We start from the raw sequence: 20,740 nt of genomic DNA, 5'->3' as shown, positions 1-20,740 counted from the left end.
TATTAATTAGCAAATAGGGCTATTGCTGAATAATTTAAAAATATTTAAGTAGTTAAAGCCGTTAAAATTCGGCGCATCCCTTTAAAGGTGGTTCTGCCATGCATGGTCAAAATATTATCTAACACCATGACATCGCCTTGTTTCCACGGAAAAGAGACAGTATTTTGCTGCAGCGTGTCCAAAATATGATAAAGATCCTGACGAGGTATTGCACTGCCATCGGCAAAAGTAACTTCATGTAGTCGGGTCAGGCGCCGAAAATAAACCAGGTTTATGGCAAGAAATTTCATTATTCCTAAAAGCTTGGGGTTAAAATCATAGAGATGCGCTTGATTAAACCAGACTGTTTCCTTAGTAATTGGATGCTGCAAAACAACGGGACCATGGTGCTTGATTTCAATCCAACTATTGGCAAGCCACCTCCATGCGATGTCATTGGATTGACAAAACTCCTCAACGATTGCTTTATTCTTAGTCTCAAAAACATCCATCCAGGATTTGTGTGAACGGGCAAAATAATTAATTAGCGCCATGATTCTGCTTTGTTGATAATAGTGAGAAATATAGATTATCCCTTTTGTCTGGAAGCGCTGGATAACTTTTGGATCGAGCGCCTGATATATCTTTCTGGCATCAGCAATAATTGTTTCGCCTTGAAAGGAGGGTGCAATCTGGCAATAAAAATAAATATGAGTTGGAAAGGTTTTTAAATAAGAAAGTTCTTGATGTAAGGGAATATGAACATGGGGAGGTGCTTCAGTAGACGTATAAATATTATCGATAACTTTATCACGGGGGCTATCGCCGCCAATATAATTGGCAAAGTGGCCTAAATTCAGTGCCTTAATAAATTCTGAAAAATGTTGGGCTGTAGTCAAAGGAAAATCACGAAAGAGTAAAGCTCCGTATGTTAATAAATACTGTTTGAATTGGGATTTATAGTCAACAAGTTGCTGTGCCCAATGAATGTTTTCACATGGACGAATAACAGTAGGAAATCCTTCCTGGATAATAAATTTTTCCATATGAGATTCTTCCTGGCGCTTTGAAAATTTAGTCTACTCGGAGTGAAGAAGAAAATCACTAATCTTAGGCAGTAACTAAATATCAAAAGGAAGTAATTGAGCTACAGGTTCCTATTCACGAGCTCCTTCATGCGGCTTACGCCACATTCAGGTGATGACGTTTTCAAGACTTCAGAAGCCGATGACAAGATGTAACAATGGCACAAATTCCAGCCACGTCATTCTGAATGCAGCATTAGCTGCATGAAGAATCTCGTGCAAGCAACGCTCTATTTTTCATCTGTTCAAAATGACGTATCTAGCTCAGGATCGGCGGACATGATTGTGCAAAATGTACATTTTTGACTACATTTAATTGAGAAATAAGCGTTTTTAATCTAAAGAAATGCGTTGAAAACCAAACCTGCAGTTAGCGATAATGGATTAGGGATAAGGATGCAAGGTCATTTTTTTTATACTTTAGGAAAGTTTATCTATCCACTGCGATGGTTCATTGTTGTATTTTGGCTACTTGTTCTTTTAGCATCTCTTCCTTTTCTACCCAATATAATTAGTCCTTTTAAAACCACAGGTTTTATCGATGAAACTTCTCAAAGTGCAAAAGCTGAGGAATACATTAATAAAAAATTAGACTACAATACAGCTAACAAATTTCTGATTATCTACAGAAGTCCTACACTTTTAGCGACTAATCCTCAATTTATCCAAAAAATAAAACAATCATTGGAAGATTTAAAAGATTTCCCAATCAAGCATGAAATTCTTATGCCTGAGGATAACAAGAGTCAAATTGCAAAAGACAAGCATACTGCTTATGTGGTTGTCATGGTGAAAAGCAGTGAACCTCTTAAAGATCGTTTACTCACACAATTTGAAAAAGCAATAAAAAAACCTAAGGGCATGACGGTGGAGTTGGGTGGTGAGGCTGTTTTTGTCAAGGATGTGAATAAGCAAACCCAGACGGATCTTTATCGGGCAGATTTAGTCGCAGCTCCTGTCGCTATTGTAACGTTACTTTTTGTCTTTGGCTCGGTTGTTGCTGCCTTGTTACCTATCGTTTTAGGAGGAGGAGCAGCATTAATTATTCTAACGATGCTTTTTTTCTTAGGCTATATTTATACACTTTCCATTTTCACCTTAAATATTGCGCTACTTCTCGGACTTTGTCTTAGTTTGGATTACTCACTGTTTATTATCAGTCGTTTTCGTGATGAATTACACCATGATGTCCCTGTAAGCGAAGCAATCGCTGTTACTGAAGAAACGGCGGGAAAGGCTGTTTTTTTTAGTGGCTTGGCAGTTCTTGTAAGTCTTAGTGCCTTATTTCTCTTTCCTATTAATATTCTCTTTTCTGTAGCTATGGGAGGGATAGTCGCAGTCATAGTAGCCGTGCTAACTGCTATTGTTTTATTACCAGCTATTTTAAGCATACTTAATCGACGAATTAACTTACTGTCTGTGCGATTTCATCGAAAAGGTAAAAAGCGCGCCAGTTTTTGGTATTGGTTAGCTACAAAAATTGTTAAACGACCATTACTTTTCTTCTTTCCCGTGCTTTTGTTTTTGTTGATGCTGGGTTATCCTTTTTTGTCAGCCAAATTTGGTGTTTCTGATCACCGAATTTTACCAGAGACCTCAGAGCATCGTCGTTTTTTCGACACCTATGCTAAAAAATTTAATATAGAATCGCTAAATCCTATTTTGGTTTTAATTCAAACACCGCATAGTTACATCCTATCGAAAACAAATCTTGATAATTTATACGATTTGGCTCAAAGATTGAAAAAAGATCCGGCCATCGATAACGTTAACAGTATTGTAACGACTGATTCAAAATTGACAAAAAACCAATATTACCATCTCTATAACGACAACAAAGACTCAAGAAGTAAAAGCCTGAAACAATTATTAGCGACGACCACCAGCTATTCATTCACCGTAATGAATATTATCAGCAAATATCCAATTAATTCACCTGAAACCCAGGAGTTAATTGCAACCTTGCGTGATATGAGTGTGGCCAAGGGAATGGAGATAGAATTAACGGGTACACCAGTCATTAATAAAGAGGTGCTGGAGAGCATCTCGCGCATTCTTCCCTTGGCTATTCTCTGGATTATTATTTTTACTTATTTGATTTTGCTTGTTTTATTACGTTCTTTATTCCTGCCGGTTAAAGCGATTTTAATGAATTTATTAAGTTTGTGCGCCTGCTACGGTGCGCTTGTCCTGGTTTTTCAGGAGGGCTATTTGTCGCAGTGGCTTCACTTTGAACCGCAAGGCATGTTGGATATCAGCTTATTGGTCATTATTTTTTGTGCGCTGTTTGGCTTTTCCATGGATTATGAAGTGTTTTTATTAACCAGAATCAAAGAGTGTTATGAAGAAAATAGGGTTAACAGTAACAGCATTGTTTTTGGCATTGAGAAAAGTAGCCGCATTATTACCAGTGCCGCCCTCATCGTCATAGTGATTTGTGGTTCATTCCTGGTCGCTGAGGTGCTGATGGTAAAAGCATTTGGGCTTGGAATTGCAGTGGCTATTTTTGTAGATGCCTTTTTAATTCGTACCTTATTAGTTCCCTCAACAATGGCTCTGCTGCAATCCTGGAATTGGTATTTACCAAAATGGCTGGATAGACTTTTACCCAGACTATAATTAATAATCAATAGAGATTGCAATAATAGTGTGCAGTAATCACTGACTTTTTAAAAAGGAAGATAATTTGAGATGGAACACTCAGAAAAAGTAAATGCACTTCTTAAAGAGGAAGCCGGACTTACTTCAAAGACACTACATGGTTTGTTTGAAACGCAGGTCAGGCAGAGACCACAGCAAACAGCCATTATCTTTAATGAGCAAACAATAAACTATGAACAATTAAATCATAAAGCGAATCAACTGGCGCATCATCTGCGGGAACTGGGAATAAAACCTGATACACAAGTTGCAGTGTGTATGAATAGATCCATTGAATTTTTAATTGTGATCTTAGGCATTTTAAAAGCTGGCGGAGCTTATATCCCTCTGGATCCATCGCATCCGGAAGAACGCTTGTTGCTAATTTTAAAAGAAGGCGGAACACAATTTTTAATTACTGTGGATAAATTAAAAAAGAAATTTACGCATTATTCCGGCCAAATAGTAACTATTGATAAGAATAGCAAACTGGAAAAACAGCTAACGCAAAATCCAGTGTCGCAAGCACATTCGCGACACTTAGCCTATATCATCTACACCTCTGGTTCTACCGGCACACCTAAAGGAGTGTTGGTTGAGCATGAGGGAGTGGTTGATTATGCCTTGTGGTTTGCTGAATACTGTGATTGCCAGCCAGGAGAACGAATTGACTTCTCTTCAAATCCGGCCTTTGACTTTGCTTTAACTACCTCCATCATTCCCTTAATGTTAGGTTTAACGTTGGTTATTTGTTCAGATAAGATAAAAAAAGATCCTCGACAGTATTTAAACTACCTTGAGGCAAACAAGGTTAGTTTTATTAAGCTAACACCCAGTTACTTTAACGTGTTGCTCTACGAAGTAAAAAATAAACCGAGAGCGCTCACTGATCTAAAGAAAATTATGCTGGCAGGAGAAAGTCTCTTTACCTACGATTGCTTGGCTTGGCTAGCACTTTACCCTCAGCATGTTTTGTATAACGAATACGGGCCCACAGAGACGAGTGTGGCGGTCTGTTTATATAAAATTGACCATAAAAACGTTCATAGACTTGGTAAAAATGTACCCATAGGACATGTGGCACCTCATGTTGAATTTTATATTCTTGATGAAAATCGCCTGCCTGTAGAAGATGGCGCAGTAGGGGAATTATATCTCGGAGGAAATTGTCTGGCCAGAGGCTATTTGAATAATCCTGAGTTGACTCAAGTCTCCTTTATCAATAATCCTTTTAGTAAAAACTCAAACGCGCGGCTTTATAAAACAGGGGATTTATGTCGCCAGCTCGAGAGAGGAGAAATCGAGTGTATAGGACGGATTGATCATCAGTTAAAAATTAGGGGATTCAGGGTTGAACCAGGTGAAGTTGAAACGTGTTTACGTAAGTATCCGGCCATAAAAGAAGCTGTGGTTATTGCTGCAGATGGAGAACAAAAAGAAAAAAAACTAGTCGCCTATTATACACTTAATAATTCTCAAAGGGTCGTGGACAATGGTGAGTTGCGTCAGTATTTACTGCTCCACTTGCCAGATTACATGGTTCCCTCAAGCCTTGTGAGGATGGATGCTTTTCCTCTAAATGCAAACGAGAAATTAGATAGAGCCGCATTGCCCATACCTCAATTTACAGCCAGTCAATATTATAAAGCACCTAAAACATCGCTTGAAAAGCAACTTGCGCAACTCTGGATGGAGGAGCTGGAAATAAAACCAATTGGACTAAAAGATAATTTTTTTGAGTTAGGAGGGCATTCCTTATCGGCAGCAAGAATTATTTCAACCATCAATCATCAATTTGGCAAAGAAGTAAAGCTTTATGATTTCTATCAGCAGCCTACTATCGCTTATTTAGCTTCCCTAATAAAAAAGGCCAGGCAAAGGAAGAAAAGGCGTCCCAACAAAGCTTTTTTAAAAGCAAGCAGTTTCCCCTTAAGTAATTTTCAATTACTGTTATGGCTAGCAGATACGTTTGAGCCCAAGGCAAAGCGATTAAATATTTTCACCAGAAAGCGTTTTGCAGGTCGTTTGGATATCGCTAAATTAAATGCAGCATTTGCGGCAGTTTTTCGTAAACACGAGCTGTTGTCATTTAAGGTTGCCCAATTGCAACCGCTCCAATATTTAAAGAAGAATTTAACCTTTCATCTTACTGAAAAAAATCTGGAGTCGCTGTCTGAGAGAGACAGTGAACACATTCTTGAAAATTCTATTCAACAGCTCGTGGAATACTACCCTTGGCCTAAGAATCAATATCCGTTAATCGTTCGTTTATTTTATTTAAAAAATAGCATCACTGAAATGCAGTTGTGTATGCCACATATTATTTCAGATGATGTTTCGCCGGAAATTTTATTATCGGATTTATCTGCTTTTTATAATCTATCTAAAATAGGGAGTCACTCGATAAAAAAAGATACGGCTTTTAGAAACTACCTTCTAGATGAAGTTTCTTACACACAACACTCCCTCAATCGCGATTTAAAGTTTTGGGGGGATTATCTTAAAGAGGCTCGATTAATTACTTTTCCCCTGGAGCATATTGTTAACTACAAATCAGCTCAACGATTTTATTACTCGAGTTATACAGAAATTCCCGCGGAAACATTAAATCAGTTTCAAACATTCTGCAAAAAACATCATTCCAGTATTTTGGATGGAGTATGTGCAGTGCTGATGAAGGCTATATGGAATGTTAGTGGAAGTGAGCAAGGGAGTGAATCCTCAATTTATATTAACCGTGTAAAGTCAACGCGAGATAATCCTGAGTATGATAATACTATCGGTTGTTTTTTAAGGCTTGAGCCTATTAAGCTCACTGTTAATAAACACTCTAATCTAATGTCTCTCTTGCAGCAAGTGCATGAGTCAGTTGTTGCAACTCATCCCTATCAACAATGTTCAGATTTAATCAAACTTGCAAGTCTCGGTACGTTTCGACAAAAACATCATTTTATTAAACAGTCTTTGATGAAATTTATTGTTTGGCTCTATACGACCTTATTTCGTTCATCGAAATTAAACCCACAAATTCTTAATCAGTGCTTACGTCTTCATGGTGACAAAAAGAATAACTTTCTTGTTAATATTAATGTACAACCTCGTTTCTTGATAAATGCTGAACGTAAGGAGGAGCCAGAGGTTTTCGGGTTTAAACTCTATGAGATTAGAGAGTATCACTACGATTTATTAACTATAAATAATTTATTGGACATCTGTTTTACGCGCATAGGAAACTCAGCGAAACCCTATTTAATTATTTCCGCGAATTTGCGCCCTGCATTGCGAGAGAGAATAGCCAACGAAGTCATACGGCTAATGAGCGAGTGCGTAACATAAGTGAATTTTTTATTTTGCAGTCTTTCTAGTTTCTGATAAAGTTTTCTAGAACTTTTAAGAATGAGGAATCAAGGATGATAAAAAAATTAGGTTTGGCTGCTGCTTTTTCCTGTTGTATGATTCTATCGGCTTTTGCTGGTTGTCCTAATGCTTTACCTACCAATGATGTAAATTTTTGTTCATCATTTAAATCAGTCGCCACTTGTTATTGTACCTCATCCGGGCTGCCAAATTCGATGTGTCAGGATATGAATGCGCTTTATTCACGCATGATTAGTGTGTTTGGTTCTTTACAAAAAGCTTGTGAATATCAACGTTACACAAGCCCTCAGGACTGCATGGATAATTGGAATTGTTATCTCCGTGGCGGAGTTGATTCTCGTGGCCGTCTCTGTAGCTCTACCAAGAAAGCTTGTCAGTAGAATAATCAGTGTTGTCTTGGTTATGCAATCTGCTAACCAAGATGTTTAAAAAGGTGTAGTGAACTGTGATTATAAAAAAGTTAGTTTTAGGGTGCTTGCTGTTCTCTTTTTCTCTAAGCAGTCTTGCAAATGCCGCCAAAAAAATCAGTTCCAGTCCACATTTTTACCTCGGTGCTATGGGTGGTTATGGATCTACTACTTGGGAAGGACTTGTGCCTACTCGAGAAAATCAAAATATGGCTTTAAGTATGTCAACGCCTATCAAGGTTCGGGAAGGTGGTGGTGTATGGGGTGCCTTTACTGGTTATGAATTTGCCCACTATTTTGCATTGGAATTAAGTTATCTGGACTATCCTGATGCTGAAGTGTCGTTTGATCCCATGAGTTTGTTCAGTTTTTTAAATGGGAATAAAGTCTTTTTTAAAACAAAAACTGAAACGGTGGATCTAAAGGCAAAAATTATGCTTTTAATACCTAATACCTATATTAGGGCATACTCCAGTATCGGTGTGGCAGGAATTCATCGCGAAGACATTTTAGTGAATCGATGGCGTGCAACGCCTGCATTTGGAGCAGGATTTAACTACCCGCTAGCGAATCATTGGATGATTGAGCTCGGAGGTAATTACACTGCAGGTTATGGTGAGGCTCAATTAACTCCCTCCGACAGCTATTTTCCTTTTCTTTATTCTGTCGTATTACGCCTTGCTTATTCTATTTAGTCAGATTATATGGGTAATGCACCAGTTCGCACACGCGGCGGTGCCAAACTGACAATAGAGCTAAATAAAAACGCCAGGAAAAGTAATACTGACAGGTAAAAAACAAGTTTAGCAACATAGGTCGAAGTCGATGGTCTTTTGAAGCTGAATATCCCTGAAATAATGGCGATAACTAAAAAAATAAGAGCCCCTGCAAACATAGCCTGTCCTTAGACTAAGTAATAAGCATAATTAATCTACTATATAATGAGAAAAGAAAAATTGCTAACCTGGGTTACCTTCATTTCACCCAGGTTACAGTGAAGTAAATACTTAAGCTAGAATAGCTACGCCCATGGATGAATTAATTTCATCACGGGCTTCATTAATTTTTCCACCAGTGATTTTTTCCCCTGAACATTAATTTTAAAGACATTAAAATCAGCCATTTTTTCCATGAGATAGTCATCACTTGTTTTTAATTTATCAATTAATTTTAATTCATAAGCATCGCTTGCTAGCCAATGTTCGCCAGTGGCTACCTTATCAATGTCTAATTGCGGACGATTTCCCAACACGTAATTTCTGAACGCCTGGTGAATTTTTTCCAGGTCTTCCTGCAGCTTTTGGCGTCCTTTTTCAGTATTTTCAGCGAACATTGTCAAAGTACGTTTATATTCTCCAGCGGTTAACAACTCAACATCGATATTATTTTTCTTTAGCCAGCGATGAAAATTAGGCAGTTGAGCCACTACACCAATGGAGCCAATAATAGCAAAGGGAGCGGCAATAATAGTGTTAGCAACGCAAGCCATTAAATAACCTCCACTTGCTGCCATTTTATCAATGCAAACCGTTAAAGGGATATTTTTATCGCGTATGCGCTGTAACTGAGAGGCTGCCAGGCCATAGCTATTCACTGCTCCACCGGGACTCTCTAGACGAACTACCACTTCATCGTCAGGTTCAGCAACTGCTAGAATGGCGGTCACCTCTTCGCGCAACTGATCGGCTTCACTGGCTTTAATATCGCCGTGAAAATCAAGTACATACAGTGAATTCCTTTCATCTTTTGCTTTTTTCTTACGCTTTTTTTCAGGTTTCTTATTTTTTATATCATGAGACATACGCTGCTTTGTGTCTTCATGCTGTTTATTTAGTGAAGTAATTTCCAGTTTATGTTTGGGTTTGCGACTTATTGCGGCAATGCCGGCTACAGTGAGAAGTACCGCTATGACTAAAGTTAATGCTTTTAACAAAAATAAACCATATTCGGACAAAAATTCCATCATCCACCTTTCTTCATTAGACAAAGTAGATGATTATCCCTATGACTTTGTGTGGGTGCAAGTTCTTTTCAGTGGATTAGAGAACCAGATTGGTAATAAGTGTCTAATAAATTCGAAAGACATTTGATTGGACAACAACCATAAACACTATTGTTTAATAAAAAAATGTGAGATAGTTAAAGTTTTTCTTACAGGGAATGTAATTGATGAGATATTTATTACCCCTCTTAGGTGCATTATCGTTTGCTACAGCGACAATCGCTCAAACAATAAACCCTTCCATTGCTCAGCCAACTAGCTGCATTAATGCTGGTTTTACTTCCACAGGTAACCAGCATTGGAAATCTATAGTGCTTAAACTTACCAACAATTGTACTCAGGCAGTCGACTTTCAAAACTCTACAGTAACGTTTCAAACAAGTTCAGCGCTCAATACCAATTTCTGGGGTGATTTTTCACCACTTTCTTATCCTGATAATGAATTAATGATCACTTCTCAGCCACAATCGGATGGTAAATTTTTAGCAACATTCCATTTACATTTCCCTGATTATCCTGGTGCTAATAGCATACTACCTATAGGGAGTAGTATTTTTATCAAATATGGTGCAGAACAAGATCATCATATTGAAGACACCACATTGGTTTATTTAAACAGTGTTGTGGAGTCAGGGAGTATTAAATTAAATAACCCATCAGTAAGACCAGGTAATGTGTCACAACATTATGCTTTAGTACATCTGCTTATTAATGGCCAAATTATCAGTGATGTGCAGCTTCCCTGGCAAGCCTCGAAGGTCATCAGTCATCTTGCTCCTGGCAATTATACAATTGCCGCTGAGTCCATTGTTGATAACGAGGGAAATAAATATCAGGGACAAGCCACACCAAGTCTCGTCACTGTTTCAGCAAACCAAACAGTCAATTCAACCATTCAATATTCTCTTGTTCCGCAGGCAGGTAAGTTAATTATTCATTTAGAGAATTTACCTGACGAGTTAAGTGGGTACGGGGTAAATCCAACCGTGTTAATTACGCAAACTGATTCAGGTAATTCCCAATCAAGGATGGTAACCTGGGGGAGTTCTGAAACTATTTCTCAATTAAAAGAAGGAGGCACTTACACCTTTTTTTCTCCTTTAATTCATTTTAACGGCTACAATTGCTCGTCAGTTTTTAATCCAACTTCTGTCATAGCGAATGCTTCTAACCCACCTGTCACAAATTTGAGTTATCAATGTATTGAGGTAATAAAAGACACAGTTACGTTGAATGTAAGCGGTGCTCCAGCGTCGTTAAGTTCATTGAAGGTAAGCTTAACACCTAATGATAATTCACCAGTGATTGTGAAAACGATTGATTTACTGAATGGGGCTGGCTCGGCAAGTGTGGAGTTAACCAGTGGTGTAATTTATACCCTTAGCAGTGAGAATGTGTCCGGCTACACCGTAAATTTCTCTCCACAACCTTTAACGGCTACCGCTAATGCAGTAGCAACAATTACCTTATCACCCGTTTCCTCAACGAGTGGGAGAATTATTAGTTATCTGCCTGGATGGAAAACACCCCCATCGGCCCAATCTCTTGCCAATGCTGGATATACCCATGCCATGGTTGCATTTGGTGTCTTTAGCACGAGTAATCCCGGGGTAATAACGCCAGCTTTTGATACAATCACTAGAGAATACGTTCAATCTCTTCACCAGGCGGGAATTAAAGTGATTCTTTCTTTAGGGGGCGCTTTGACAAGCTTACCGAATACTACTGTTGATTTTCATCAAGTATTGGCTGCAGCTACTTCTGTGGATAGTTTCAAGCAAACATTTATTAACTCATTAACTGAATTAATAATCCAATATGAATTTGATGGGTTTGATATTGATATTGAACATGGAGTTAATGCTGGTGGAACTTTTTCACAACCACAAGGAGATATTGCGGTCCTGGCGAGCATCATTAATACGATGTATAGTCAAAATCCATCACTGTTGATTACTTTGACGCCCCAGGTAGCCAATGTGGCAGCAACCAGTGGTTTTGATGCGACGTGGGGAAATTATGCCTCATTAATTATGCAAACACATAATTCATTGGCTTGGGTTGGTATTCAGCTCTACAATACCGGGTGTGCATTTGGTATTGATCAGGTGTGTTATGGCCCTTCACCCACAAGTACACCTGACTTTTCTGTGGCAATGGCCACTGATTTACTGGAAGATTGGCCTGCAATAGTTAATGGCAGGAACACAGGATTTCAACCCTATATTAGCTATTTAAAGCCCTCGCAGGTAGTGATAGGCTACCCGGCTCCGAATGCAAGTGGTGCAAGTGATGGTTGGCCGGTTACACCAACCAGTACCATTAAACGTGCAATACAATGCCTTAGAACAGCTACAGTAAGCAGCTTAAGTTGTGATAGCTATGTTCCCCCAAAAGCCTACAGTAATATCGGTGGGGTTTTTAATTGGGAGATTACTTATGACCAAGACAATAATTTTAGATTTGCAACAGAACTTAAAAATTGCATTCTTAATGGTCAGTGTAATTAATAAATCAAGTTGTGCCAGATCAATGGCACAATTTTAATTTATCAGCCATGGAGGCAGTCTTTATTAGGCACACTACTAAATTCTTTGCTTAAACTCGCAGTTTAACTTGCACCCTCGGAAAAAGCCTCTTGCCAGAATAATGATTTCTAGATAGTCTGCCTTTTTTAATTAACTCCTGTTTTTATGCTTGAAGTACGTGAGCTATGTTTTGATTACCAGGACAAGCCTTTACTTAATAAGATTACTTTTGCAGTCAAAGAAGGGCAGTTATTGCATTTGCGAGGCAACAATGGCGCAGGGAAGACAACGTTACTCCGATTGCTTGCAGGACTTCTGCACCCATTGGAAGGTGAAATTTATTTTGACGGGCAACCTATCGGAAAAAATCTGTCTAATTATCAACACCAACTGTGCTACCTCGGGCACAGAACAGGAATAAACCCCTTACTAACCGTTAAAGAAAACTGCTTTTTTGACATGCATTGGGGCAGGAAAAAGATTAATTTTAACAGGGTAGTGGAGAGGTTTGGGCTAGCAGAATTTCAGAACGACATTTGTGGCCATTTATCGGCCGGTCAAAGGCGGCGCGTTGGTTTATTGCGTTTAACGATGACAGATGCGCCTTTATGGCTGCTGGATGAGCCTTTAGTTGCATTGGATAAAGATGCAACAGAACTCATTATCACATCTATTAATAATCATCTTTCTTCAGGTGGCCTGATTGTTTTGACTTCACATCAACGTTTACCTGAGCAATTAAATTACCTGGAGTATTATTTATGAGAGACATGGGTAAATAATGACCATGCTTGCTAGTTTATTCAAACGTCAAATTCAGCGTGAAATGCTACTGCATCTTCGTCAACCGCGGCTTTTGCTGCATTCGGCGTTATTTTTTTTAATGGTGACTGTTTTTTTTCCACTAACGATGCCTCCGGAAACCTCCATCATGCGAACGATTGCGCCTGGTGTCGTTTGGATTGCTATGCTGCTGGCCATGTTGCTTTCCTCAGTGAATCTTTTTCAACAGGATTATGAAGATGGATTGATTGAGCAGTGGCTAATTTCAGGTTATCCATTAACTCTTATCATTAGTGCAAAATTGCTGGTGCACTGGCTTCTTAATTTGTTACCCATGCTAATTTTTTCGCCATTATTAGCGCTGTTGTTTAATTTAACGTTTGTTGAAACCTATATGTTAATGATCAGTCTTATATTAGGGACACCGGCTATTCTCTTTTTATGTGGACTTGCTGCTGCTTTTAGTGCCGGGAAAGGAGTATTGATGGCTCTTGTTTTACTGCCCTTAACAATACCGGTCATGATTTTTGGTAGTGGCAGTTTGTTTGCCATTATGCAGGGCTTTTCTGCACAAGCTCATTTCGCACTGTTAACGGCAATTTCATTATTGGCAGCTTCCTTTTTACCCTTTGCTATTGCTGCAGTTATTCGCATTAGCCTTGCTGATTAATGCATGGTAAAATTCCTGTTTTTTCTGATTTAAATATCTCCTATGTGGAAATTTTTATACCAATTGGCTTCTCCTAAAACATTTTACCAACGTACCCAGCCTTGGCTGATATGGGTGGGAAGCAGTGCCTTGGTATTTTTACTGCTGAGCGCGATTTGGGGATTAATTTTTGCACCTCCCGATTATCAACAGGGTAACGCCTTTCGTATTATTTACATCCACGTGCCAAGTGCCTTTTTGTCAATGGCTCTCTATGCATGGATGGGGTTTCTTGCCATTCTTTTGCTGGTATGGCGTATTAAAATGGCTGGTTTAATATTGGGTCTTATGGCACAGGTAGGCGCATCCATGGCTTTTCTTGCCCTCATAACAGGAAGTATCTGGGGAAAACCAATGTGGGGTACCTGGTGGATTTGGGATGCGCGTTTAACTTCAGAACTCATTTTATTCTTTTTATACCTGGCTATTTTGGCAACCAAAAATTCGTTTCAGGATAAAGAGCAGGGCGATAAGATTGCGGCTATCTTAACGTTAGTTGGCTTAGTCGATTTGCCCATTATTCATTATTCTGTGTACTGGTGGAATACCTTGCATCAAGGGGCTACTTTATCCTTCTTTGCAAAGCCTAAAATTGCAGCATCTATGCTTTATCCTTTACTATTGGCGCTACTTGGTTTTTCTCTGTATTGTCTATGGGTAATTTTGCACAAAGCCCGTAATGAACTCTTGCTGCGTGAGCGCAGACAGCAATGGGTAAAAAATTTGATGGAGAATGGAGAAATATGAGCCAGTTTATCACATGGTGGTCAATGGGAGGGTATTCAGCTTACGTATGGTCTGCTTACGCTTTGGCTGCTCTTGTTCTGGTGGGACATGTCTTGGGTATTCGCATGCAGCGCCTACGGACAATCAAGCATTTACAACAATGGTTTAAGAGACAACAATGAACCCAGCTCGCAGGCGTAAAATAATTCTTTTATTGTTTATTTTGGCTGTTTTAAGTGTTGTGACAGGGCTTGTCCTGTATACTTTGCGGCAAAATATCAGCTTGTTTTATACACCAACACAAGTGGCTCAAGGGAAAGCTCCCAAGGAACGTCTGATTCGCCTGGGCGGAATGGTAGTAAAAAACAGTATTGTACGTCATGCAAAGGACTTGTCGGTAGAATTTAAATTAACGGATTTCAATCAGATTGTCACTGTCAACTACCGTGGTATTTTGCCTGATTTATTTCGTGAAGGACAGGGCATCGTTGCACTGGGTACTCTAACCAATCATCATCACTTTAAGGCCAAAGAAGTGCTTGCCAAACACGATGCGAACTACATGCCACCCGAGGTAAAAGACGCTTTGGCTAAATCGGGGAAATTAGGAGAAAAGAAAAGCGGATGATTGCTGAAATTGGTTTATTTTCATTGCTATTGAGCTTATTGTTCGCAGTGTTGCTTGCGGTTATCCCCACACTGGGGTTATGGCGAAGTAATCGGAATTGGATAGCCGCGGCCCCATTTTATGCGACTGGCCAGTTTATTTTTATAGCGCTTGCTTATTGTTGTCTTACTGTCTGCTTTTTGCGTGATGATTTCAGTGTCATTTATGTATTAACCAATTCCAGTATTTCCTTGCCATGGTTTTACAAGCTTTGTGCTGTCTGGGGCGGACATGAAGGCTCCATGCTCCTCTGGGTGGCGATACTGAGTTTATGGATGCTGGCAGTCAGTTTTTTTAGCGCCAGCCTGGATAAATCCATGCGCGCCAGAGTATTGGTCGTACTCGGTTGGGTAAGTATTGGATTTATCCTTTTCTTGTTAACAACATCAAATCCATTTGCCCGCCAATTTCAATTATTAAACACCCAGGGGCGTGACTTAAACCCTTTGTTACAAGATCCTGGTTTTTTATTTCATCCGCCAATGCTTTATATGGGCTATGTTGGTTTTTCTGTGGCCTTTGCCTTTGCCATTGCCGCACTTTGGGCCGGTCGAGTTGAATCTTCCTGGTCAAAATGGACAAGGCCCTGGACCTTGGCAGCCTGGTGTTGTTTGACAGCAGGAATTACCCTTGGAAGCTGGTGGGCTTATCGTGAATTGGGATGGGGAGGCTGGTGGTTTTGGGATCCCGTTGAAAATGCTTCCTTTATGCCCTGGCTTGTGGGCACGGCATTACTGCATTCTTTAGCGGTTAGTGAACAGCGACAACAATTTAAAGCCTGGACGTTATTGCTGGCCATCACTGCTTTTTCTTTGAGCTTGATAGGCACGTTTTTGGTGCGCTCAGGCGTTCTAACGTCTGTCCATGCCTTTGCAGTAGACCCCCAACGTGGTTTATATATTTTATGTTTCCTGTTGATTGTTATCGGGGGCTCCTTACTCTTGTTCGCCCTCAGAGCACAAACGTTACAAAATCGCACGCATCCATCACCCATTTCTCGAGAAAGCGTGCTTCTTTTGAACAATGTTTTTCTGGCCGCCATGATGTTAACAGTACTGATGGGAACGGTTTACCCCTTGCTTATTGACGGGCTCGGTCTTGGAAAATTGTCAGTAGGAGCTCCCTATTTTAATGCGGTGTTTAATCCAATGATGGTTCCTTTACTGCTCTTAATGGGAATAGGAGTGAATTTAAATTGGCAACGACATGACGGCAAAAAATTACTTCCGCTGATAATGGGGTTATTCATTACAAGCATTACTGCTGCGATTGGTCTTTTATGGTTGCTGACTTCTGTCATTAATTTTGCTGCTTTATTAGGACTGGCTCTCTCACTATGGGTTATTTGCGGTACGGGCAAATTAATTCTAGTGCGTCATCAGCAACGTGGTATTTTAAATTTACACCAGGGGTTTTGGGGAATGGTCATTGCCCATTGTGGTGTTGCTGTCACTGTTATCGGGATTAGCATCTCTTGCAATTACGGGGTGCAAGACGACGTACACATGGCTCCTGGCGATACTGCTCAACTCGCAGGGTTTAAAATTCGATTTGTCAATGAGACGTTATTGGAAGGACCAAATTATCATGGTACCCAGGCTCGCTTCGAAATAAGTCATGGCGATAAAGCTGCTGTGATTTATCCCGAAAAGCGCATTTACAATGTGGGGCAAATGGCGATGACGGAATCAGCCATCGATGTTAGTCCTTTCCGCGATATTTACGTGGCATTGGGCGAACCATTAGGTGATAAAGCCTGGTCAGTGCGTCTATATTATAAACCTTTCATCCGCTGGATATGGGGTGGTGGTTTTATGATTTTGCTAGGAGGATTGCTTGCGTTAAGTGATAGACGCTACTATCAAAAGCGACATGCAGTGAAAACAGTTGATGAGGTATTAGCATGAAATTCTGGCGCTTAACTCCTTTACTTTTTTTCGCATTGCTCGTGGTGTTTCTCTGGAGGGGGTTATCATTAGAACCACAAACCTTACCATCCGCAAAAATCAATCAGGCACTTCCCGATTTTCAATTAACTTCACTAGGGAGTGGGCATCCCTTTACACCCAAGATATTGCAAGGGCAGGTGTCATTGCTAAACGTCTGGGCGAGTTGGTGCTCTGCCTGCATTGAGGAGCAGGTATTTTTGATGCAGCTATCTCGGGAAGGTATACCTATTTACGGTTTAAATTATAAAGATGATACCCAAAATGCCACGCAATGGCTAAAAGAATGGGGTAATCCTTATCGAGCAATTGGTGAAGATCATGATGGCTTAGTGGCAATTGATTTAGGGGTGTATGGTGCCCCCGAAACATTTTTAATCGATAAAAAAGGTGTTATTCGTTTCAGGCATGTTGGGATCCTAAATGCTACCTCATGGAATACAGAATTTTTGCCTCGTATAAAATTGTTACAGGAGGAAGCATGAGAAACTCTAACGTTTTCCTGTTTCTAATATTTATCCTATTTGGCACTGTAAGTAGTGCCAATAATACTCTTTATCCTCTTGAAAATACCAAACAGGAAGCACAATTTTCTCATTTGCTTAAAGAATTACGTTGCCTGGTCTGTCAAAACCAGGATTTGGCTGATTCTAATGCAAGCCTGGCTAAAGATTTACGCGATCAGGTTTACAATCTCGTTAGGGAAGGGAAGGCGGATAGTGAAATCATTGATTATTTAACGGCGCGATACGGTGATTTTATTTTGTTTAAACCGCCAGTTAAACCTTTAACAGCATTCTTGTGGTTTGGACCTGTTATATTTCTATTGGCAGGTTTCATTATTTTTTGGCGCACCTGTTTAAAGCGAAGTTCAAATGAATAAATGGTGGTTATTGTTTTCTTTCTCTTTGTTAGTTTTTTTGGCATTGCCTGTTATTTATTATCCCTTACGCCAGTCAAAAAAAACCTTTCTTATGGTAGTGCCAGTAATGATAGTAATGTTGATGGCAGGTTATTTTTATTGGGGGGCTTTGCCTGCGTGGGATGATTTTTTGCAACGACAGGAAAAGCAGCGCAAAGTCCAGGCCGTTTTGCAAACCATAAAAGACCCTTCCCAGATTATTGAGAAGTTAAAAGCACGGCTGGCAGCGCAACCTGACAGCGCACGTGGTTGGTATTTGCTCGGGCGGTTATACGCAAGCCAAGAGCAATGGAAGCCTGCGAAAGAAGCATTTGAGAAAGCTCATAGACTTAGTCCAACCGATGATGCAGCCACGGTTAATTATGCCCAAGCGCTTTGGCAGTTGAATCAGCAAACATTTAACGACATTATCAGAAATTTATTCAACGAATTATTGCAAAAAAATCCGGATCAACCTGATGCACTGGCTATGCTGGCCATGGATGCTTACAGTACCCACAATTATGAACAAGCGATCAGTTATTGGCAGCATTTATTGCGATTAGCGCCAGAGCAATCGGAAGAAGCAAAAATGATTCGTCGAGCCATTGCCAAAGCACAACAACAAATGATGTAAGGTGATTATGCAGTTTATTCAATTTGCTTTTTTATTACTTTCCCTCCTGGTTTTCTCATTTCCTTTAACAGTAAGCGCAGCTACTCCTGCAGAAAATAATCTTTTAGTACTTTCTGATCTACACCTTACTCTGGCATCCGCCCATACAATGGAGATTAGTCCATTGAAATATAATAGAGATAACGATTTGGATTATGCCACCTTCGAAAAACTACTTACTGAAATTGACGCTAATATAAAAAGTGGCAAGGTTATGCGGCCTGAGTTTATTGTGATTTTAGGAGATATCGCTGGCCATGCGCGTGATACTTCCGAGAGTACGGCTGAAAATGAAGCAGTTGTTTTTACTGCATTAAAAGATACCTTTCCCAATACTCCTATTTTCTATACGTTTGGAAATAATGATGCACTAACAGTAAATTATGGTGCCTTTAATGATCCGGCATGTAGGGAAAAAAGTCCTTATGAGATTGCCATGCACGCTGGTGGATGGGGTAATGGATTTCTATCCACGGGTGTCTTTTGTGAAGGGCAAGCTCAATATCCTTGTCTTATTACTGAAAGCACGGACTATGGGTACTATGCTGCTTATCTGAAACCGAAACTGCGCCTTATCTCCTTAAACACGGTATTGTTTTCGCCAAACCGCAAAACATCCGAGCAAGAGGCGTTTAATCAACTTCATTGGTTAGAAACGCAATTACAACTCGCCAACAGCGAGCAAGAAAGTGTAGTAATAACCATGCATATCCCACCAGGAAATAACCTCGTTGATCATTCCAGTTTTTGGGTCTCAAAAGAACAGAGGACTTTTTTGAAGCTGATTAACCAATATCATCAAATTATCACAGGATTACTGGCCTCGCATACGCATGCTGAAGAATTAAGAATTATCAAGGACGATGCTCAGAATATTATTAGCGGCGTCTATTTTGCCCCTGGATTATCAACCTCTCACGGTAATGAGCCTGCTATAAAAACATTTCATTTGGCTAATCAGAATGAGCATTGGCAACTGGCAAATTATGAGGTATTTCATTTTTCGGAGGAAAATTCCAATCTGATATTTGAGAAACTTTATGATTATAACGGCTACTATTGCAATGGTGATGGTCTTGGATTACTGGGATGTCTGGGTAATGTGACAGCAGAGAAAATGGATAAATATTTCGCTGCAGGCAATAAAAATTACACGGGTGGTATGTTACATTCCCCCGCTGATATTGCGCTTATAGTCCCAGAGTAGCGGTGTACAATTAGGAAAGTGACATGCAAAAATTACCTGTTCTAAAAGAAGGCGACTACGTTGAAATTATTGCTCCTGCTTCTCGCTGCACCGATAAGCATTTAATAACGCTTAAGGAGTTATTGATTTCCTGGGGGTTAAATTGCCATATTGATGATGCAATTTTTGGGGATGATTTACTTTGTGCCAATGATGATGCGCATCGATTCATCTCATTAAAAAAAGCATTGGAAAGTTCACAAACCAAAGCAATTATTTGCGCGCGTGGTGGTTATGGTTCCTTACGTTTAATTCCTGAACTGACTAAATTAATCCGGCCTGAATCACCCAAACTTTTTCTCGGCATGAGCGATATTACTGCTTTGCTGTTGTTTTTTGAACGCCAATGGCAATGGCCGAGCATTCATGGAGCGCTTGCCGTCGACAAGTTTTCACCAGAATCGATTGAAGCGGTCAAAGCCCTATTATTCGGTTTGAATGAAACAAAATTGCAAGGAAAGCCCCTTAATGCGCTGGCTGAAAAAAGGATTACCCTCAATACCTCTATCACAGGAGGAAATTTATCATTAGTCCAGGCAAGCATTGGTACCAATTGGCAAATTGATGCAAAAGGTAAAATCGTGCTACTCGAAGAGATTGCTGAACGAGGTTATCGTGTGGATAGGATGTTAACCCATTTATTGCAAGCGAATGTATTTAATGATGCAGCCGCAATTTTATTTGGCGATTTTATTGGTGGTGCAGAGCCAGACGGTTCATCGTTAGTTCAACCTGTGTTGGAGCGTTTTGCCAAAGCGTGTGAGGTGCCGGTAATTCAAGTACCAGGAATTGGGCATGGATTTATTAATTTTCCCGTACCTCTAGGGACACCGGTAGGATTAAATTTAGGACAAGTTATTCAATTAACAATCATGCCCTAAGCAAGTTTAGACCAGTAATTCCGCCTTGAAAATTCAGTGCCGGCAATGGCTTGTGGCCAGATGCTTTCGTAAACCTTCGAAGCACATGAATGTGCTTCGAGAGCGCGAGGATGGCTTTATCTGTTATGAAAGGTATCTGGCCACACGCCATTGCTACTGCTATCTATGGAAGTTGGCGGGAATTAC

At 39.9% G+C, this 20,740-nt stretch carries 19 protein-coding genes; 16 read left to right on the top strand and 3 right to left on the bottom strand.

Annotated features, from left to right (window positions below; genetic code table 11):
- Window positions 1–44 precede the first annotated feature (44 nt).
- Complete coding sequence (locus tag clem_RS08750; RefSeq protein ID WP_094091202.1) at window positions 45–1,025, bottom strand: TauD/TfdA family dioxygenase; 981 nt, start codon at window positions 1,023–1,025, stop codon at window positions 45–47.
- Between the two features lie 390 nt (window positions 1,026–1,415).
- Between clem_RS08750 and clem_RS08745 the strand changes: the two genes are divergently transcribed.
- The 4 genes from clem_RS08745 (at window position 1,416) to clem_RS08730 (ending at window position 8,184) form a co-directional block, all read left to right on the top strand.
- Window positions 1,416–3,683, top strand: a complete 2,268-nt coding sequence (locus tag clem_RS08745; protein ID WP_332460215.1) for an MMPL family transporter — start codon at window positions 1,416–1,418, stop codon at window positions 3,681–3,683.
- A 72-nt stretch (window positions 3,684–3,755) separates the two neighbouring features.
- Window positions 3,756–7,040, top strand: coding sequence for an amino acid adenylation domain-containing protein (locus clem_RS08740; protein WP_094091200.1), 3,285 nt, complete (start codon window positions 3,756–3,758; stop codon window positions 7,038–7,040).
- A 74-nt stretch (window positions 7,041–7,114) separates the two neighbouring features.
- Window positions 7,115–7,462 (top strand): hypothetical protein, encoded by a 348-nt coding sequence (locus clem_RS08735; protein ID WP_094091199.1) that lies wholly within the window; start codon window positions 7,115–7,117, stop codon window positions 7,460–7,462.
- 65 nt (window positions 7,463–7,527) lie between these two features.
- Entirely contained in the window at window positions 7,528–8,184 is a 657-nt protein-coding gene (locus clem_RS08730) for an outer membrane beta-barrel protein (protein WP_094091198.1), read from the top strand.
- A 5-nt stretch (window positions 8,185–8,189) separates the two neighbouring features.
- Here the strand turns inward: clem_RS08730 and clem_RS08725 are convergent, their stop codons facing one another.
- Window positions 8,190–8,384: a DUF1328 family protein gene (locus clem_RS08725; RefSeq protein WP_094091197.1), complete on the bottom strand. Its 195-nt coding sequence runs from the start codon at window positions 8,382–8,384 to the stop codon at window positions 8,190–8,192.
- A gap of 126 nt (window positions 8,385–8,510) precedes the next feature.
- Complete coding sequence (gene sohB / locus clem_RS08720) at window positions 8,511–9,452, bottom strand: protease SohB (RefSeq protein ID WP_094091196.1); 942 nt, start codon at window positions 9,450–9,452, stop codon at window positions 8,511–8,513.
- A 206-nt stretch (window positions 9,453–9,658) separates the two neighbouring features.
- Between sohB and clem_RS08715 the strand changes: the two genes are divergently transcribed.
- From clem_RS08715 to clem_RS08660, 12 genes are all read left to right on the top strand, one after another.
- On the top strand, window positions 9,659–12,001 hold the full coding sequence (locus tag clem_RS08715; protein ID WP_094091195.1) for a glycosyl hydrolase family 18 protein: 2,343 nt from the start codon (window positions 9,659–9,661) through the stop codon (window positions 11,999–12,001).
- A gap of 183 nt (window positions 12,002–12,184) precedes the next feature.
- Complete coding sequence (gene ccmA, locus clem_RS08710; protein WP_094091194.1) at window positions 12,185–12,784, top strand: cytochrome c biogenesis heme-transporting ATPase CcmA; 600 nt, start codon at window positions 12,185–12,187, stop codon at window positions 12,782–12,784.
- Between the two features lie 16 nt (window positions 12,785–12,800).
- Window positions 12,801–13,472 carry a heme exporter protein CcmB gene (ccmB, locus tag clem_RS08705; protein ID WP_094091193.1) on the top strand — a complete coding sequence of 224 codons (672 nt, stop codon included), beginning with the start codon at window positions 12,801–12,803 and terminating at the stop codon, window positions 13,470–13,472.
- A gap of 42 nt (window positions 13,473–13,514) precedes the next feature.
- Complete coding sequence (gene ccmC, locus clem_RS08700; RefSeq protein ID WP_094091192.1) at window positions 13,515–14,258, top strand: heme ABC transporter permease CcmC; 744 nt, start codon at window positions 13,515–13,517, stop codon at window positions 14,256–14,258.
- Complete coding sequence (gene ccmD, locus clem_RS08695) at window positions 14,255–14,419, top strand: heme exporter protein CcmD (protein WP_198333091.1); 165 nt, start codon at window positions 14,255–14,257, stop codon at window positions 14,417–14,419. The genes ccmC and ccmD overlap by 4 nt, the downstream gene beginning before the upstream one ends.
- Window positions 14,416–14,865, top strand: a complete 450-nt coding sequence (ccmE, locus tag clem_RS08690) for a cytochrome c maturation protein CcmE (RefSeq protein ID WP_094091191.1) — start codon at window positions 14,416–14,418, stop codon at window positions 14,863–14,865. The genes ccmD and ccmE overlap by 4 nt, the downstream gene beginning before the upstream one ends.
- Complete coding sequence (locus clem_RS08685) at window positions 14,862–16,811, top strand: heme lyase CcmF/NrfE family subunit (RefSeq protein ID WP_094091190.1); 1,950 nt, start codon at window positions 14,862–14,864, stop codon at window positions 16,809–16,811. The genes ccmE and clem_RS08685 overlap by 4 nt, the downstream gene beginning before the upstream one ends.
- Complete coding sequence (locus tag clem_RS08680; protein ID WP_094091189.1) at window positions 16,808–17,335, top strand: DsbE family thiol:disulfide interchange protein; 528 nt, start codon at window positions 16,808–16,810, stop codon at window positions 17,333–17,335. The genes clem_RS08685 and clem_RS08680 overlap by 4 nt, the downstream gene beginning before the upstream one ends.
- Window positions 17,332–17,733 carry a cytochrome c-type biogenesis protein gene (locus clem_RS08675; protein ID WP_094091188.1) on the top strand — a complete coding sequence of 134 codons (402 nt, stop codon included), beginning with the start codon at window positions 17,332–17,334 and terminating at the stop codon, window positions 17,731–17,733. Before clem_RS08680 ends, clem_RS08675 begins: the two co-directional genes overlap by 4 nt.
- On the top strand, window positions 17,726–18,388 hold the full coding sequence (locus tag clem_RS08670) for a tetratricopeptide repeat protein (RefSeq protein ID WP_094091187.1): 663 nt from the start codon (window positions 17,726–17,728) through the stop codon (window positions 18,386–18,388). Before clem_RS08675 ends, clem_RS08670 begins: the two co-directional genes overlap by 8 nt.
- Window positions 18,389–18,395: 7 nt before the next feature.
- A complete protein-coding gene (locus clem_RS08665; RefSeq protein WP_094091186.1) occupies window positions 18,396–19,634 on the top strand; it encodes a metallophosphoesterase family protein in 1,239 nt (412 codons plus the stop codon).
- Window positions 19,635–19,657: 23 nt separating this feature from the next.
- Complete coding sequence (locus clem_RS08660; protein ID WP_094091185.1) at window positions 19,658–20,554, top strand: S66 peptidase family protein; 897 nt, start codon at window positions 19,658–19,660, stop codon at window positions 20,552–20,554.
- Window positions 20,555–20,740 lie beyond the last annotated feature (186 nt).

Origin of the sequence: Legionella clemsonensis, assembly GCF_002240035.1 — a bacterium.
Taxonomy (GTDB): domain Bacteria; phylum Pseudomonadota; class Gammaproteobacteria; order Legionellales; family Legionellaceae; genus Tatlockia; species Tatlockia clemsonensis.
The sequence above is the reverse complement of the archived record's forward strand: the minus strand, read 5'-3'. Positions and strand labels throughout refer to the sequence as shown.